Source organism: Methylobacterium nonmethylotrophicum (assembly GCF_004745635.1).
Lineage (GTDB): Bacteria > Pseudomonadota > Alphaproteobacteria > Rhizobiales > Beijerinckiaceae > Methylobacterium > Methylobacterium nonmethylotrophicum.
Genome location: NZ_SRLB01000018.1, coordinates 66,834 through 82,380, shown reverse-complemented (window position 1 = coordinate 82,380; position 15,547 = coordinate 66,834). Strand labels below are relative to the sequence as shown.

Genomic DNA, 15,547 nt, shown 5'->3' with positions numbered 1-15,547 from the left:
CGCCATGACCGATCCGACATCCGATCCGACATCCGATCCGATCGCCCGCGTCGCCACGGCCGCCGCGCCGGCCCCGGCCGGGCATTACGCGCAGGCCACCGCGTGGCGCGACCTCGTCTTCGTCTCGGGCCAGCTCGCCGCCCGGCCGGACGGCAGCCACACGGCCGACCGGCCGTTCGAGGAGCAGGCGCGCCAGGCGCTGGCGAGCCTGCTCGCCATCCTGGCCGAGGCCGGGAGCGGGCCGGACCGCATCCTGCGGGTGACCGCCTACATCGTCGGTGTCGAGCACTGGCCGGACTTCAACCGGGTCTATGCCGAGATGCTGGGCGAGGCGCGGCCGGCCCGCACGGTCGTGCCGGTGCCGGAGCTGCACCACGGCTACCTGGTGGAGGTCGAGGCGACCGCCGTGCGGGGCCGGTGAGGATCGCCCCCGCCGTCACCGTCGCGTGTTGCCTGGAAAGGAAGAGACGATGCCCGCGAGAGCCTACGACGCCGTGCTGTTCGACTTGCTGACCGCGCTCCTCGACAGCTGGACCCTGTGGAACGCGATCGCCGGCGACGACGCTCTCGGCCGGCGCTGGCGGGCCGAGTACCTGCGGATCACCTACCGCACCGGCGGCTACCAGCCCTACGAGGACCTCGTCGCGCAGGCCGCCGAGGCGGTCGGGCTGCCGCGCGGCGCGGCGGCCGAGCTCGGCGAGCGCTACGGCGAGTTGCGGCCCTGGCCCGGCGTGACGCAGGCCCTGCGGGCGCTCATCCGCGCGTCCGTGCCGCTCGGCATCGTGACGAACTGCTCGGAGCGGCTCGGCCGCATCGCGGCGGAGTGCGTCGGCGTCGATGTGGCGGTCCTCGTCACGGCGGAGCGGGCCGGCTTCTACAAGCCCGATCCGCTTCCCTACCGGCTCGGCCTCCGGGAGATCGGCGTCGCCGCGCCGCGCTGCCTCTTCGTCGCCGGCTCACCCTACGACCTCGCCGGGACGGCGACGGTCGGGCTGCCAACCTACTGGCACGACCGCTCCGGCCTGACGCCGCCGCCCGGCACCCCCGCGCCGCTCGCCCGCGCGACGACGCTCGACGGGCTGCCGGCCTTCGTGCTCGGCTGAGCATCATTCCGCCGGTCGCGAATGACCGGTGCCGAAGCGGTCACCGGTTCGGCGGAGAAAATGATGCAAAAACAATAAGCTAAGCAGAATTGCGCCATGCGATTCTGCTTAGCCGGCATCCTCCGGCTCCGGGCCGCGGGTCAGGTCCAGGCGCCTGCCGGCCGCATCCTTGCCGGCCTGGTCCTTGGCCGGTTCCTTGTCGCCCCGGGCCACCACCCCTTCCGGCCCCTTCAGCGTCACGGTGGCGCCGGTGCGGGCGGCTTCGTAGATCGCCTCCATCAGGATCTGGTCCTGCAGGCCCTCCTCGCCCGGGGTGCGGGGCGTGCGGTTCTCCAGGATGCAGGTCGCCATGTGGTCGATCTCGAGGGCGAACTGGTTCCTCGCCCCGAGCACCCGCTCCTCCCTGGCCTCGGCCTTCCCCTCGCGGTGGCTGAGAAACAGGCGCTGGCCCTCATACGCGAAGGCGTTCTGGAGCTGGATCGCGCCGCCCTCGGCCTGGACGGTGAGCGAGCGGGTCTCGTGGGCGCCGTAGCTGGTGGAGCAGAGCGCGAGCGCGCCGGAGGGGAAGCGCAGGGTGAAGGCCACCGTATCCTCGACCTCGCGGAAGAGCGGATCGTCCGGCGAGTGGATCTGCGCCTGGACCGAGACCGGCTCCTCGCCCATCAGCGCCCGCACCCCGTTGAGGCAGTAGAGCCCGATATCCGGCAGGGCGCCGCCGCCGGCGAGCGCCTTCTTCAGGCGCCACTGCTCGGGCAGGCTCATGGTCTGGGTGTTCGTCGCCTCGATGAGCTTGACCTTGCCGTACTTGCCGCCGCGCGCGAGATGCACGACCTCGCGGTTGTAGGGCTCGTACTGGCAGCGATAGGCGATCATCAGCTTCACGTTCGCCTTGGCGCAGGCATCGATCATCACCCGGGCCTCCGCGGCGGAGGTCGCCATCGGCTTCTCGCAGAGCACGTGCTTGCCGGCGCCCGCCGCGGCGACGACCTGGTCGCGGTGCAGGGCGTTCGGGGTGACGATGTAGACCGCCTTCACGTCCGGGTTGCGCGACAGCGCGTCCCAGCCGTCGTAGCCGTAGACCGCCTCCGGCCTGATGCCGTGTTGCGCCGCCACCGCCTTGGCCTTGTCGGGCGAGCCCGACATGAGGGCGACGGCCTTCGCCTTGCGGCACTCGCCGAGCGCCGGAAGGATCTCCTCGAGGGACAGCCGCCCGAGCCCGACGATCGCGAAGCCGACCCGCTCGGCCGGCGGCAGGGGCGCGGGCGGGGGCGGGGAGGGGCGGTCGGAGGGGCCGCGCCAGTTCGGAAACGTCACCCGCCCGTTCTCGACCCTGCCGGTGTCGACCGGCCGCTCGGGCCCGGGCAGGCCCTGCGCCGACGCGCTGCCGAGGCCGACCAGGGTGGCGCCGCCCGCCATCATCAGGCTGCGGCGCGAGAGAGCGGTGACATCGTCCGGCATCGGCAACCATCCGTCATGGGGCGGGAGCCTGCGCAACGTATCCCGGGGGACAGGGTTCCTCCGCCGCCGGGCCCCGGCCCCTCCGCGGCGACGGCGCCTGCGATCCGACAACGGCCGATGACGCGAAAAAGGCCGGCCCTCGCGGGCCGGCCTTTCCGGAAGCGCGTCGCGGCGGGGCGGCTCACTCGCCCGCCATCATCTCCGGCGAGAAATGCCCGCACCAATCCTGGGCCGAGACCACCGGCCACAGGCCGTGGCCCTGCGGCTCCGGCTGGCTCACCGGCGGGTTGAAGCGGCACAGGCCCTCGTCGCCCTGCGGGGCGCCGGCGTTGAGCTTGTGGTCGTCGTAGTAGCGGCAGCTCCGGCAGTTCGCGGACGGGTTCGTCGCCATGCGGCCTCTCCTTGTGAATTAGAAGAACTCCAATCAGGCGGACAACGGCACGGCCCCGCCGCGGGTTCCGGGCTGTCCCGATGCGGCTTTCGACCACGGGGAATCCGGCGCTTCCGTCTTGAACAAATCAGGAACGGGAGCCAGGTTGCGGACATGGACGACGCCCTGAAGACGAAGCTCACGATCCTCGCCGACGCCGCGAAGTACGATGCCTCCTGCGCCTCGTCCGGCGCGCCGCGGCGCAAGGCCGAGGCCGGCGGGCTCGGCTCCACGACCGGGGCCGGCATCTGCCACGCCTACACGCCGGACGGGCGTTGCGTCTCGCTCTTGAAGATCCTGCTCACCAATTACTGCCTGTTCGACTGCGCCTATTGCGTCAACCGGCGCTCCTCGAACGTCCGGCGGGCCAAGTTCTCGGTCGACGAGGTGGTGACGCTGACGGTCGAGTTCTACAAGCGCAACTACATCGAGGGGCTGTTTCTCTCCTCCGGCATCATCCGCTCGCCCGACCACACGATGGAGCAGCTGATCCGGGTGGCGAAGGCCTTGCGCCAGCGCCACGGCTTTCGCGGCTACATCCACCTGAAGACGATCCCCGAGGCGAGCCCGTGGCTGATCGAGCAGGCCGGCCTCTACGCCGACCGGCTCTCGATCAACCTGGAGCTGCCGACCGAGGCGAGCCTGGAGCGGCTGGCGCCCGAGAAGGACGGCGCCGCGATCCAGACGGCGATGGGCCAGATGGGCGAGCGCATCCTGCAGGCCAAGGAGGAGCGCCGCCGCTTCGCCCCCGCCGGCCAGTCGACGCAGGTCATCGTCGGGGCGGATGCCAGCACCGACGAATCGCTGATCCGCACCAGCGCCCGGCTCTACGACCATTACGGCCTGAAGCGGATCTACTACTCGGCCTTCAGCCCGATTCCCGACGCGGCCTCGATCCTGCCGAGCCAATCCCCGCCGTTGCAGCGCGAGCACCGGCTGTACCAGGCCGACTGGCTGATGCGGTACTATGCGTTCTCGCCCGACGACGTCGCGGGGGCGACCGAATCCGGCATGCTCGCCCTCGACGTCGATCCCAAGCTCGCCTGGGCTTTGCGCCACCGCGACCGCTTCCCGGTCGACGTCAACCGGGCCGAGCGCGAGATGCTGCTGCGGGTGCCGGGCCTCGGGGTGCGGGCGGTCGACAAGATCGTGGCGGCGCGGCGCCACGCGACCTTGCGGCTCGACGACGTCGCCCGCCTGACCTCGGGGCTGAAGCGCGCCCGGCCGTTCCTCATCGCCGCCGACTACGCGCCGGTGCGGCTCACCGACCGGCTCGACCTGCGGGCGCGCCTCGCCGAGCCGCCGCGCCAGCTGAGCCTGTTCTAGATGCGCGCCCGCACGATCCGGCTGCGGCCCGGCGCCGACCTCGGCGGGTTTCGCGCGGCGATCCGGCACCTCGCCCAGGCGAACGTGCCGCCGGAGGCGGTGACCTGGGTCGAGGGCGATGCCGCATCGCTGTTTCCCGAGGAGGCCTCGGCCGCGGCGCCGGCGCTCGCCCTCCCGCGGGCGGTGGCCGCCCTCGTATCGCCGGTCGTGATGCACCGCGACCCGGAGCGCTACGGCCTGCTCCACCGCCTGGTCTGGCGTGTCTTGCAGGGTGAGCGCCACCTCGCCGAGGTGGCGAGCGACCCGCTGGTCCATCGCCTGTCCCTGATGCGCAAGGCGGTGGGGCGCGACCTGCACAAGATGCACGCCTTCCTGCGCTTCCGCCGCGCCGGGGCCGGGGAGGGCGGACGCGAGCGCTTCGCCGCCTGGTTCGAGCCCGAGCACCACATCCTGGCGGAGGCCGCGCCGTTCTTCGCCGCCCGCTTCCCGTCCTTCGACTGGTCGATCCTGACCCCGGACGGCTCGGCGCACTGGGACGGATCCTCCCTGAGCTTCGGGCCCCCCGGCCGGCGCGAGGACGTGCCGGAGGTCGACGCCTTCGAGGCCGGGTGGACCGACTACTATTCGAGCACCTTCAACCCCGCTCGCACCAACCTCGCGGCGATGCGGGCCGAGATGCCGAAGAAGTACTGGCACAACCTGCCCGAGACGGCGGCGATCCCCGGCCTCGTCCGCGAGGCCGGCCGCCGCGTCGGGCAGATGATCGCCCGCGCCCCCGAGCCGCCGGTCAAGCGCGTGCCGGCCCGGGCGCTCGCCGCCATGGCGGCGCAGGAGCCCGCCTCCCTCGCGGCGCTGAACGCGATCATCCGCGCCTCCGAGCCCCTGGTGCCGGGCGCGACGCAGGCGGTGCTGGGGGAAGGCCCGCTCGGGGCCGCCCTCGCCTTCGTGGGCGAGCAGCCGGGCGACCAGGAGGACCTGCAGGGCCGGCCCTTCGTCGGGCCGGCGGGCCAGCTCCTGTCCCGGGCCCTGCGGGAAGCGGGGATCGACCGCGACCGGGCCTACCTCACCAATGCGGTCAAGCACTTCAAGTTCGAGGTGCGCGGCAAGCGCCGCCTCCACCGGACGCCGACCGCCGGCGAGGTCGCGCATTACCGCTGGTGGCTCGAGCGCGAGCTCGCCTTCGTGGCCCCGCGTGTCGTGGTGGCGCTCGGCGCCACGGCCGCGCTGGCGCTCTCCGGCCGGCCGGTCCCGATCACCCGCGCCCGCGGCCCGGCCTCGTTCGGGGACAGGCCGTACCGGGGCTTCATCACCGTCCACCCCTCCTACCTGCTGCGCCTGCCCGACGAGGCGCGGAGCGAGGCCTATGCGGGCTTCCTCGACGACCTGCGGCGCGCCGCCGTCTCGGCAGCCGTCCTGGCCTCCGAAGCGGTGCCGGCCGCGGCGGGGCCGGTCCAGGATCGCGAGGACGCCTGCTGAGGAAACGCTGCACTGCGGCAACCAACCCCGTGCTGCCGAGTTTGTCGCCAGACCGAACCGGGAAACGAGGACCATGAGGCTGATCGTGTCCGCCCTCGCGGCGGGAGCTTGTCTGGCGGCCGCCGTCGCGCCCGCCCTCGCCGCCAAGGGCCGCGCCCAGGCACAGAACCGCTTCGACGGCACCTGGAGCGTCGAGGTCATCACCGAGAGCGGCTCCTGCGACCGGGCCTACCGCTACGGCGTCATCATCCAGAACGGCCAGGCCCGCTACGCGGGCGGCGGGGATTTCACCATCACGGGCCGGGTGCAGCCGAGCGGCGGCGTCCGGGCGACGATCAGCCGGGGCGACGCCGCCGCCCAGGTGGTCGGGCGCCTCGGCGACGGCACCGGCAACGGCACCTGGACCACCTCCGGCTCGACCGTCTGCAAGGGCCGCTGGAACGCCGAACGCCGCGGCTGATTCTCCCGGCCGCGCTCCGTCCGGCCAAGTTCCCGCAGACCGAATTTCTCCTGGCCTGGCTTCGCGGCAACACAGGCTCGGCCGGGACGCGTGTATATTTCTCCGTGTTTCGCCGCAGATCCGCCCATGATCGGCATGAGGCTTGCCCGGAACAAGGCGGTTGATTCGGCCGAGGCCCGGATGATGAGAGCTCTGCTTTACGGTGTGATCTGGACCCTCGCGGCGGTCGAGCTGGCCGCCGCGGCCCACCCGGCGGCGGCGGCGCCGGTCTCCCGGGCCGAGCACCGGCGCGCGGTGCTCGCGCCGCTGGAGCAGGCGGCGACCGACTGCTTCGCCGAGACGATCGGCAACAACCCGGCGGCCCTGGCCCATGCCCGGGCCGGCCGCTGGTACGAGGCGGCCGGGGTGATCGGCTTCCTGTGCCGGCCGGAGGTCGATGCGATGACCAAGGCCCGCGACCACCTCGAGGGCCGCGGCGCCGGCGGCCGCTACTTCACCGGCCCCTACGCCCGCCATCTCGGCCAGGAGCTGGCCCGCCGCCTCGAGCCGCTGCTCACCACCAAGGCCTTCGCCAACGCCGAGCCCCGTCCGGACAGCGAGGCGTCGGCGGTCGCGCCGGCCGCGGAGCCGTAAGGGACTCCGCGCGGTTCGACAGGGCCTGGATGGTCGTGCCGGTGCGGCGCCGCCGCGCGGCCTGCCCGCTGCGATGTCTTGCAGGGCCCGCAGCAAACCTCTCGCGCGCGAAGCGGGCCGGCGCGCCTCCCAGGACATCCCGTCTCCAGCCCCGCCGCATTTCATCCGATCCACTTAACTCCCCCGCAAGCCCGGACCGCTATCGAGGAGCCTCGCGCGGCGCGGGTTGGCGGAGCGGCGGGATGGCGGCCGGGGCTTCTCTCGGCGAGGCGGAGGCGGGCGGACGGGCCGGCACCGCGCTCGCGGTCTTCGGCGTGCGGATCGCCGCGGCGGCCTGCGCCTTCGTGGCCCAGGTGCTGATGGCGCGGCTGATGGGAGCCGGGGAATACGGGATCTTCGCCACGATCTGGGTCTGGACCGCGCTTCTCGGCCATGCCTCGACCTGGGGCCTGTCCCAGGCCGCCTGCCGGTTCCTGCCGACCTACCGGGCGAAGGAGGCCGGCGGGCCGGCGCGCGGCTTCCTCGTCTTCGGGGCCGTCTTCTCGCTCGCCGCCGCCGCGGCCCTGGCGGTGATCGGCGCCGCTGTACTGTGGTTTGTCCCGGGCCTCGTCACCGGTGCCCAGACGGCCGCGATCCTCGTCGCCGCGCTGGTGCTGCCGCTCTTCGCGCTCCAGGATTTCTGCGAGGGCGTGGCGCGCGGCCGCGACTGGACGCTGCTCGCCGTGGCGCCGCCCTACCTGCTGCGGCAGGGGCTGATCATGGGGCTGATGCTCGCGGCGGTCGGCATCGGCGCGCCGGCGGAGGCCTCCGTGGCCGTGGCCTGCACGCTCGCCGCCACCGCCCTGTCGCTCGCCTTCCAGGCCGCGATCCTGCTGCGGCGCCTTGCGGCCGAGGCGCGTCCCACCCGGGCGCTGTATCCGTGGCGCGACTGGATGCGGGCGGCGCTGCCGATGGCGCTGATCGACCTCGCCGGCTCCGGCTTCAACTTCGTCGACGTGCTGGTGCTCGGCTTCCTGCTGCCGCCCGCGGAGGTCGGCGCCTATTTCGCGGCGACGCGGCTTTTGCAATTCGTGGTCTTCGTCCAGTACGCCGCCTCCTCGGTCACCGCGCAGCGTTTCGCCGGGGCGCAGGCGCGCGGCGACCGGGCCGGGCTCGAGGCGCTGGTGCGGCGCTGGTCGCGGCTGACGTTCCTCGCCACGCTCGCCACCGGCCTCGCCGTGGTGGCGGCCGGCCCGCTGCTGCTCGGCCTGTTCGGGCCTGACTTCCGCGCCGCCCTGCCGCTCCTCGCCGTGCTGGTCGCCGGCCACGGCCTCGCCGCCGCCTGCGGGCCGGCGGAGGACCTCCTGACCATGCTGGGAGCCGAGCGCGCCTGCGCCGCCGTCACGGTCGCGCTCCTCGCGGCGGCGGTTCTCCTCACCCTGGCGCTGGTGCCGCTCCTCGGGCTCGGCGGGGCGGCGCTGGCCGCCGCCCTCGTCACCGCCGGCCGCGGCGGCGTGCTGGCCGTCCTCGCCCATCGCCGCCTCGGCCTTCTCACCCCGGCCTTCGCCCGATGAACGCCCACGCGATCCCCTTGCCCGGGCGGGCCGCGGACCTGGTCTGCGAGGTCACGGACCTGTCGCGGCTGAGCCGGGAGCCCGCCGCCTGGGACGCCCTGGCGGCCCGGGCCGCCGGATCGAATCCCGACTATTCCCGGCGGGTGCTGGAGGCGCATCGCGATCATCGCCTGGGGCCGGCGGATCTCGCCTGCCTCGCGGTGCGGGCCGGCCCGCAGCTCCTGGCCCTGCTGCCGTTCCGGACCGGGCGCGGCCCCCTCGGGCTCGGTCGTGTCGCCCGGCCCTTCGCCTCGCCCTACCTCACCGTGACGGCCCCGCTCGTCGCCGCGGGCCCCGAGGGCGCGCCGGCGCTCGCGAGCCTCGCCGCCGGCATGCGGGCGCTTGGCTGCCCGTGGTGGTGGCCGCTGCTGCCGACGGACGGGCCGGTCGGGCCGGCGCTCCTCGCGGCGCTTGCCCGCGACGGCTGGGGCCGGGCGGAGGTCGCGAGCGTCCTGCGCCCCGTGCTCGACCGGCGGGCGAGCCACGACGCCTTCCTGACGGCGCACCCGCACAAGGGCCGTCTCAAGGACCTGCGCCGGCGCCGGCGGCGCCTGGACGAGGCCGGCGCGGTGACGATCGAGGCCGTGGGGCCGGACGGCGATCTCGCCCGCGCGGTCGAGGCCTTCCTGGCGCTCGAGGCGAGCGGCTGGAAGGGGCGGGCCGGCACGGCGCTCGCGTGCCGCCGCGAGACCGCGGATTTCGCCCGGGACCTGTTTCGCGCCGGCGGCGGGCCGGTGACGGCGCGGGCCGACCTGCTGCGCCTCGACGGTCGGGTGGTCGCCGCGAGCCTCGCCCTCGTCGGCGGCGGCACCGCGACGCTCCTCAAGACGGCCTACGACGAGGCTCTGCGCCACCTCGCCCCCGGCGTGCTGCTCGAGGCCGAGATCGTGCGGGCCCTGCACGAGAGCCGCTTCGCCGACCGGCTCGATTCGGCGACCCTGGACAGTGCGGTCCTCGACGACCTGTACCCCGAGCGCACCCGCATCGCCGAGATCGTGCTCTCGCCCCCGGGCGGGCCGTCGCCGGAGCGCGTGGCGAACCGAGCCCGGCGCCAGCACGCCGCCAAGGGTTGGATCAAGGCGCGTCTCGCCCGCCTGCGGGGCCGCTGACCTCGGACGGGTCGGGCCCGCGGGCCGCGTCGGCTACGCGGGCGGCGTCCGCCTCGCGCCAGCCGACGCGGGCTTCCGGCCGCGCATCGGTCGAGGCGAAGTAGGGCTTGATGTCGAGGAGCGGCGTGCCGTCGAGGCAGTCGAGCCCGCGCACGCGCACCTGTCCGCCGGCGATGCCGAGGAGTTCCACCACCGAGACGGCGATCGGGTTGGGGCGGGCCGGCGAGCGCAGCGCGAAGGTGCCGCGCGGCTCGGGCGCGTGGCGGGGCTGCTGCGCCACCAGGTTCCGCGGCGCCCGGTCCATCCAGTAGAGGACGAGCAGGTGGGTGGTTCCGTCGAGGCGGCGCAGGGCCGGGGCGAAGCGGGGCTCGACCTCCAGGGTGCAGACCGCGTCCGACTGCGCCGAGTTGCGCGGGCACTCCTCCCGCCGGGTCCAGGGCGTGCGCACCCGGCCGACGAAGTAGAGCCCGGCATCGTAAGCCGCCGGCAGCGCGACCGCCTCCTCGCCCGGGCGCGGGCCGAACCCCGCGCCGGAATTCCCCGCATCCGCCTCGCTCATGCCTCACCTCGTCGAACCGTGCGGGATCCGGGTCGCCCCGCCGCCTCGCCCGGTATAGGCTGGCCCGCCGGGCATCAGGGAGACCGATCGACCGTGTTCGCCGACGAGCTGAGACCGATGGAGACCGTGGCCGACCCCGAGACGGCGGTCGACCGCCTGGCGGCGCTCCACGCCGCCGCCACCGGGAGCCTGCGGGACGCCCTGTCGCGCTTCCTCGCCGAGGGCGTCGCCCCGGACGCCGCCGAGCGGCTGACCTTCCGCTATCCCGAGCTGCGCCTGACCTATCGCCCCACGGGCCCGATGCCGCGCATCACCCGCGCCACCGCGAAGTTCCAGGGGCCGGGCGTCTACGCCACCACGCTCACCCAGCCGGCGCATTTCCGCGCCTACCTGCTCGAGCAGCTGCGCCCGCTGGTTCAGGATTACGGCGCCACGATCGAGGTGGGCCTGAGCGCCCAGGAGATCCCGTACCCCTACGTGGTCGAGCCCGGTGCGGAACTGGCCCGCGGCGTCACCTCGAGCGACCTCGCGCGCCACTTCCCGACCCCGATGCTGTCGAGCGTCGGCGACGAGATCGCCGACGGGCTGTGGCTCGACGCCGGCGACGAGCCCCGGCCGCTCGCCCTGTTCGACGGGCCGCGGGTCGACTACTCCCTGCGCCGCCTCGTGCACTATACCGGGGCCGACTGGCGCCAGATCCAGCCCTGGATCCTGCTCACCAACTATCACCGCTACGTCGACCAGTTCGTGCGGGTCGGCCTGAAGGCCTTGGCGGCGGAGCCGGAGCGCTACGCCCGCCTGGTCCTGCCCGGCGGGGTCTCGGTCGAGGCCGGGGAGGCGGCGGGCGCGCAGGCCGACGCGCTCATCGCCGCCTCGCCCTGGCACCGGTTCCAGATGCCGGCCTACCACCTCGTCGGCAGGGACGGCCAAGGACAAGGCACCAGCCTCGTCAATATCGGCGTCGGCCCCTCCAACGCCAAGACGATCACCGATCATCTCGCGGTGCTCCGCCCGCATTGCTGGCTGATGGTCGGCCATTGCGGGGGCCTGCGCCAGTCGCAGACCATCGGCGACTACGTGCTGGCGCATGCCTATCTGCGCCGCGACCGGATCCTCGACGAACTGGTGCCGCCGGACGTGCCGATCCCGGCGCTCGCCGAGGTCCAGGTGGCGCTGCAGGAGGCCGCCGCCAGCGTCACCGGCGAGCGGGCCGAGGCCCTCAAGCAGCGCCTGCGCACCGGCACCGTGGTGACGTACGACGACCGCAACTGGGAGCTGCGCTGGTCGCAGGAGCGCCGGCGGATCAACCTCTCGCGGGCGATCGGCGTCGACATGGAGAGCGGCACCATCGCGGCGCAGGGCTACCGGCTGCGGGTGCCCTACGGCACGCTGCTCTGCGTCTCCGACAAGCCGCTGCACGGCGAGATCAAGCTGCCGGGCGCCGCCAACGCGTTCTACGAGCGGGCGGTGGGCGAGCACCTGCTGATCGGGCTCGCGACCCTCGACGCCCTGCGGGGCAACCGGCACGGGCTGCACTCGCGCAAGCTGCGCAGCTTCGACGAGCCGCCGTTCCGGTAGGGCTCGGATGCCCCTGCCGATCTCGAACAGCCGCCACGTCGCCGTGGCGGAGGGCGCCGCCGCGCGCGTCGTGGCGGTGGCCGACCTCGCCGCCGCCTTGCGCGTCGACGCGCTGATCCGCCTGCACGAGGAGGATTTCTCCGGCCTCACCGAGATCGGCCGTGATCTCGTCCACTTCAACCTCGAGCGCACCATCAACCGGGTCGGGTCGCGCTACGCCCTGCTGCCGATCCTGCGGCCGGGACGGCGCGGTCCCGACGGCTCCGAGGAGCTGCCGGTCCTCGATCCGACCCGGTACCGCCGCGGCCTGTGCACGCAGGTGCGCCAGCGCGTCCCGGTCGCCGCCGTGACGCCGGACCTCTTCGCGGTCTCGCTGCCGGCGATCCGCGATGCCGGAGCCCTGGCGGCCGCCCTGATCCGCCGCTACGCCGGCCTGTTCCCGGACCTGGCCCCGAGCGAGATCGTCGCCCGCGGCTGTGCGATCACGCGGCTGCGGCTCGACGGAACATGACGATCCTCGGGGTTATCTGCTGGTGATGTCGCGTGGGGCTTCTCTGCGTCATCGGCCCCGTCGACAAGACGATCGTCCTGTCTGGACAATCACCCGCCCGGAGGGCTGCGGCGGGCCGGCCGCTTTCGGTCCCTTGACGGCGATGTTGACGCTGTTCGAGCCTGCCCGGCGGGGATTCGGCGGCGGCGTTTTTACCGGTTCGCAACCGCCCTTCGGTCAGGTTGCCCGAAGTCGAGGCCGGACGCGAACTTCCATGCTGCAGACCGCCGAAGCCCTGGTCTCTCTCCATGACGGGCGACTTGTCGGCCTGTCGCTCCTGATCGGCGTCCTCGCGGCGATCACCGCGATCGACCTGCTCCACCACGCCCGCGCCACCACCGGGACCAGCCGGGGGATCTGGCTGTCGGCCGCCGCGGTCGCGGGGGGCTTCGGCCTGTGGGCGAGCCAGGTCATCGCCCAGGTCTCGGTGCGCCCGGCCGACGACCTGCTGCGGCACCGCGAGTTCCTGCTGCTCAGCCTCGTCGTCATGACGCTCGTCGTCGGCGGCGGCCTGCGGGCTGCCGTCTCGGCGCCGCGCCGCATCGCGCCGGGACTCGGCGGCGGCCTGATCGGCTTCGGCCTCGCCGGAGTCGCCGCCGCGGTGTCGGTGGGCCTCCCGGGGGCGGGCGGGCCGGCCTGGCTCGCGGGGCTTTGCCTGTCCTTCGGCAGCGGCATGGTCCTGGCGGGCCTCGCCCTCGGCCTGAGCCTGCGGGAGAGCTCGGCGAGCCGGACCGCCGGCGCGCTGCTCCTCTCGGTCGCCGTGATACTGCCGCACGCCGTCGGGCTCCTGACGGCCGGCGGCGGGCTCGTCCCCGTGACCCTCGACGGTCAGTTCGCGGCCTCGCTGGGCTTTGCCAGCCTGACGCTCCTCGTCCTCGCCTTCACGGGCCTGACCCTCGACGGCCGGGCCCGCCGCCGGCGCGAGGCCCAGGAGCTGATGCGCAACCTCGCCGACGCTGCCGTGGAGGGCATCGCGGTCTGCGAGGGCGGGCGCATCGTGACGGTCAATACCAGCCTCGCCGAGCTGATCGGCCGGGCGCCGGCGGCGCTCGTCGGACGGCCGGTCACGGAGATCCTGCCGCAACCGGTGGCGCAGCGCCTCGACTCGGTTCCGGACGGCGTGGTCATCGAGGCCGAACTCGTGGGGGCCGACGGCGAGGCGCTGCCGGTCGACGTGATCCGCCGGCCGGTCGGCAGCCGGTCCTGCCACGCGGTGGCGATCCGCGACCTGCGGGCACGGCGCCAGGCCGAGCAGCACATCCAGTTCCTGGCCCATCACGACACGCTGACCGGACTGCCTAACCGGGCCAGTTTCCGCGCCCGTCTGGACGAGGCGATCGGGCAGGCGCGGAGCACCGGCCGTCTCGTGGCGGTGCTCTGCCTCGACCTCGACCGCTTCAAGGATGTCAACGACCTCTACGGGCACGCCATGGGCGACGGGCTCCTGCAGGCGCTGGCGCGCTGGGTCTCGCCGGTGCTGGGGCCGCGCCAGATGATGGCGCGCCTCGGCGGCGACGAGTTCGCGATCCTGATGCCGGACCTCGCCCGGCGAGAGGAGGCGGGCGACCTCGCCGAGGAGGTGCTGCGGGTGATCCGCGAGGGCAACGCCCGCGCCGGAAGCGGGCCGATCCTGGCGACCAGCATCGGCATCGCGCTCTGCCCGACCGATGCCGAGGACGGCCAGACGCTGCTCAACCACGCCGACGCCGCGCTCTACTGCGCCAAGAGCCACGGCCGCGGCGTCCACCGCTTCTTCGAGCCGGTCCTGGCCGCGCAGATCCGCGACCGGCGCTCCCTGGAGCACGACCTGCGCCACGCGGTGGAGCGGGGCGAGTTCCGGGTCGTCTACCAGCCGCAGATGGCGGTCGATACCGGCATCGTCGTCGGGTTCGAGGCTCTGCTGCGCTGGGAGCATCCGGAGCGCGGCAACGTCCCGCCCGACCTGTTCATCCCGATCTCCGAGGAGACCGGCAGCATCCTGGGCATCGGCGAGTGGGTGCTGCGCGAGACCTGCCGCGAGGCCGCCTCCTGGGAGAAGCCGCTGCGCATCGCCGTCAACGTCTCGGCGGTCCAGCTCCACGCCCCGGGCTTTTCCGAGCTCGTCCACGAGATCCTGTTCACCACCGGCCTGGCGCCGGCCCGGCTCGAGCTCGAGATCACCGAGACGGCGCTGATCCGCGACCTGCCGCGGGCGCTCGCGACCCTCAGGCGGGTCAAGGCCCTCGGCGTGCGGATCGCGATGGACGATTTCGGCACCGGCTACTCGTCGCTGTCGAACCTGCGGGCCTTCCCGTTCGACAAGATCAAGATCGACCGCTCGTTCATCCGCGCCGTCGACGTCAACCGGGAGACCGCCGCGATCATGCGGGCGGTTCTGGGCCTGGGACGAGGCCTCGGCCTGCCGGTCCTGGCCGAGGGCGTCGAGACCCGCGCCGAGCTCGCCTTCCTGGACGCCGAGAACTGCCACGAGGCGCAGGGCTACCTCCTCGGCCGCCCCGGCCCGATCGCCCTCTTCGCCGAGCACACCCGCGAGGCGCCCCGCGGCGGGACGGAGGCCGCTTGAGGGGCTGAGGCGCCGCCTGCTCGCGTGCGGCGGCACCCTTGATGGCTCGGTCGCCATCCCGGGATGGCGACGTCGGCGGGATGGCGGTCGGACGTGCGTCCGGTGCTCAGTCGACCCGCCGCAGCCCCTGCGCGAAGCGCCTCGCGTTCGCGACGTAGCGGTCCGCCGAGGCGCGCAAGCCCGCCACCGCCGCCTCGTCGAGCACCCGCACCGCCTTGGCGGGGGCGCCGACGATGAGGCTGTTGTCGGGGTACTCCTTGCCCTCGGTGACGAGCGCGTTGGCGCCGACGAGGCAGTTGCGGCCGATGCGGGCGCCGTTGAGGATCGTCGCGCCCATCCCGATCAGGGTGTTGTCGCCGACCGTGCAGCCATGCACGATGGCGCCGTGCCCGACCGTGATGCCCTCGCCCAGGGTGAGCGGAAAGCCCGCATCGGTGTGGAGCGTCGCCCCCTCCTGGATGTTGGTGCGGTCGCCGACGGCGATCGGCTCGTTGTCGCCGCGGATGACCGCGCCGAACCACACCCCGACCTCGCGCCCGAGCCGCACCCGCCCGATCACGTGGGCGCTCGGGGCGATCCAGGCGCTGCCGTCGTCCGGCAGGACCGGGCTGACGTCGTCGAGGGCGTAGAGCGGCATGGGCGTGTCCTCCGGTGTCGGTCGGCCTCTTTCGCACGCCCCGCCGGTCGCGTCAGCCCGCCGCCCGCGGCAT

General features: G+C 73.8%; 15 protein-coding genes. 11 read left to right on the top strand and 4 right to left on the bottom strand.

Annotated features, from left to right (window positions below; all coding sequences use genetic code 11):
- Window positions 1-4 precede the first annotated feature (4 nt).
- Together EU555_RS22950 and EU555_RS22945 are read left to right on the top strand one after the other, a co-directional pair.
- Window positions 5-421: a RidA family protein gene (locus EU555_RS22950; RefSeq protein WP_135417542.1), complete on the top strand. Its 417-nt coding sequence runs from the start codon at window positions 5-7 to the stop codon at window positions 419-421.
- 49 nt (window positions 422-470) lie between these two features.
- Window positions 471-1,103 carry an HAD-IA family hydrolase gene (locus EU555_RS22945; protein WP_135417541.1) on the top strand — a complete coding sequence of 211 codons (633 nt, stop codon included), beginning with the start codon at window positions 471-473 and terminating at the stop codon, window positions 1,101-1,103.
- Between the two features lie 108 nt (window positions 1,104-1,211).
- Here EU555_RS22945 and EU555_RS22940 read toward each other — a convergent pair whose 3' ends face one another.
- Entirely contained in the window at window positions 1,212-2,561 is a 1,350-nt protein-coding gene (locus EU555_RS22940; RefSeq protein ID WP_135417540.1) for a Gfo/Idh/MocA family protein, read from the bottom strand.
- A 181-nt stretch (window positions 2,562-2,742) separates the two neighbouring features.
- A complete protein-coding gene (locus EU555_RS22935) occupies window positions 2,743-2,952 on the bottom strand; it encodes a hypothetical protein (RefSeq protein WP_135417539.1) in 210 nt (69 codons plus the stop codon).
- Between the two features lie 153 nt (window positions 2,953-3,105).
- On the opposite strand from EU555_RS22935, the gene EU555_RS22930 reads away from it, so the two are divergent.
- The 6 genes from EU555_RS22930 (at window position 3,106) to EU555_RS22905 (ending at window position 9,587) form a co-directional block, all read left to right on the top strand.
- On the top strand, window positions 3,106-4,317 hold the full coding sequence (locus EU555_RS22930; protein WP_135417538.1) for a putative DNA modification/repair radical SAM protein: 1,212 nt from the start codon (window positions 3,106-3,108) through the stop codon (window positions 4,315-4,317).
- On the top strand, window positions 4,318-5,793 hold the full coding sequence (locus tag EU555_RS22925) for a UdgX family uracil-DNA binding protein (protein WP_135417537.1): 1,476 nt from the start codon (window positions 4,318-4,320) through the stop codon (window positions 5,791-5,793).
- A 73-nt stretch (window positions 5,794-5,866) separates the two neighbouring features.
- Window positions 5,867-6,253 (top strand): hypothetical protein, encoded by a 387-nt coding sequence (locus tag EU555_RS22920; RefSeq protein ID WP_205820984.1) that lies wholly within the window; start codon window positions 5,867-5,869, stop codon window positions 6,251-6,253.
- A gap of 183 nt (window positions 6,254-6,436) precedes the next feature.
- Window positions 6,437-6,886 (top strand): hypothetical protein, encoded by a 450-nt coding sequence (locus EU555_RS22915; protein ID WP_135417589.1) that lies wholly within the window; start codon window positions 6,437-6,439, stop codon window positions 6,884-6,886.
- 242 nt (window positions 6,887-7,128) lie between these two features.
- The gene (locus tag EU555_RS22910; protein ID WP_135417536.1) at window positions 7,129-8,439 is read left to right on the top strand and encodes a lipopolysaccharide biosynthesis protein; all 1,311 of its coding nucleotides are present in this window, start codon (window positions 7,129-7,131) and stop codon (window positions 8,437-8,439) included.
- Complete coding sequence (locus EU555_RS22905; protein WP_135417535.1) at window positions 8,436-9,587, top strand: GNAT family N-acetyltransferase; 1,152 nt, start codon at window positions 8,436-8,438, stop codon at window positions 9,585-9,587. The genes EU555_RS22910 and EU555_RS22905 overlap by 4 nt, the downstream gene beginning before the upstream one ends.
- On the opposite strand, the gene tsaA is transcribed toward EU555_RS22905, so the two are convergent.
- Window positions 9,553-10,146 (bottom strand): tRNA (N6-threonylcarbamoyladenosine(37)-N6)-methyltransferase TrmO, encoded by a 594-nt coding sequence (tsaA, locus tag EU555_RS22900; protein WP_135417534.1) that lies wholly within the window; start codon window positions 10,144-10,146, stop codon window positions 9,553-9,555. The two genes, EU555_RS22905 and tsaA, sit on opposite strands and share 35 nt — an antisense overlap.
- Before the next feature lie 93 nt (window positions 10,147-10,239).
- On the opposite strand from tsaA, the gene EU555_RS22895 reads away from it, so the two are divergent.
- From EU555_RS22895 to EU555_RS22885, 3 genes are all read left to right on the top strand, one after another.
- Window positions 10,240-11,724 (top strand): AMP nucleosidase, encoded by a 1,485-nt coding sequence (locus EU555_RS22895; RefSeq protein ID WP_135417533.1) that lies wholly within the window; start codon window positions 10,240-10,242, stop codon window positions 11,722-11,724.
- A gap of 7 nt (window positions 11,725-11,731) precedes the next feature.
- Window positions 11,732-12,235 (top strand): hypothetical protein, encoded by a 504-nt coding sequence (locus EU555_RS22890; RefSeq protein WP_135417532.1) that lies wholly within the window; start codon window positions 11,732-11,734, stop codon window positions 12,233-12,235.
- Between the two features lie 253 nt (window positions 12,236-12,488).
- Window positions 12,489-14,837 carry a putative bifunctional diguanylate cyclase/phosphodiesterase gene (locus EU555_RS22885; RefSeq protein ID WP_135417531.1) on the top strand — a complete coding sequence of 783 codons (2,349 nt, stop codon included), beginning with the start codon at window positions 12,489-12,491 and terminating at the stop codon, window positions 14,835-14,837.
- Between the two features lie 106 nt (window positions 14,838-14,943).
- On the opposite strand, the gene EU555_RS22880 is transcribed toward EU555_RS22885, so the two are convergent.
- The gene (locus EU555_RS22880; RefSeq protein ID WP_135417530.1) at window positions 14,944-15,474 is read right to left on the bottom strand and encodes a gamma carbonic anhydrase family protein; all 531 of its coding nucleotides are present in this window, start codon (window positions 15,472-15,474) and stop codon (window positions 14,944-14,946) included.
- Window positions 15,475-15,547: the final 73 nt, after the last annotated feature.

Coding starts and splice junctions, on each gene's coding strand:
- EU555_RS22950 (WP_135417542.1), top strand. CDS start 5: ATGACCGATCCGACATCCGATCCGACATCCGATCCGATCGCCCGCGTC.
- EU555_RS22945 (WP_135417541.1), top strand. CDS start 471: ATGCCCGCGAGAGCCTACGACGCCGTGCTGTTCGACTTGCTGACCGCG.
- EU555_RS22940 (WP_135417540.1), bottom strand. CDS start 2,561: ATGCCGGACGATGTCACCGCTCTCTCGCGCCGCAGCCTGATGATGGCG.
- EU555_RS22935 (WP_135417539.1), bottom strand. CDS start 2,952: ATGGCGACGAACCCGTCCGCGAACTGCCGGAGCTGCCGCTACTACGAC.
- EU555_RS22930 (WP_135417538.1), top strand. CDS start 3,106: ATGGACGACGCCCTGAAGACGAAGCTCACGATCCTCGCCGACGCCGCG.
- EU555_RS22925 (WP_135417537.1), top strand. CDS start 4,318: ATGCGCGCCCGCACGATCCGGCTGCGGCCCGGCGCCGACCTCGGCGGG.
- EU555_RS22920 (WP_205820984.1), top strand. CDS start 5,867: ATGAGGCTGATCGTGTCCGCCCTCGCGGCGGGAGCTTGTCTGGCGGCC.
- EU555_RS22915 (WP_135417589.1), top strand. CDS start 6,437: ATGAGAGCTCTGCTTTACGGTGTGATCTGGACCCTCGCGGCGGTCGAG.
- EU555_RS22910 (WP_135417536.1), top strand. CDS start 7,129: ATGGCGGCCGGGGCTTCTCTCGGCGAGGCGGAGGCGGGCGGACGGGCC.
- EU555_RS22905 (WP_135417535.1), top strand. CDS start 8,436: ATGAACGCCCACGCGATCCCCTTGCCCGGGCGGGCCGCGGACCTGGTC.
- tsaA (WP_135417534.1), bottom strand. CDS start 10,146: ATGAGCGAGGCGGATGCGGGGAATTCCGGCGCGGGGTTCGGCCCGCGC.
- EU555_RS22890 (WP_135417532.1), top strand. CDS start 11,732: ATGCCCCTGCCGATCTCGAACAGCCGCCACGTCGCCGTGGCGGAGGGC.
- EU555_RS22885 (WP_135417531.1), top strand. CDS start 12,489: ATGCTGCAGACCGCCGAAGCCCTGGTCTCTCTCCATGACGGGCGACTT.
- EU555_RS22880 (WP_135417530.1), bottom strand. CDS start 15,474: ATGCCGCTCTACGCCCTCGACGACGTCAGCCCGGTCCTGCCGGACGAC.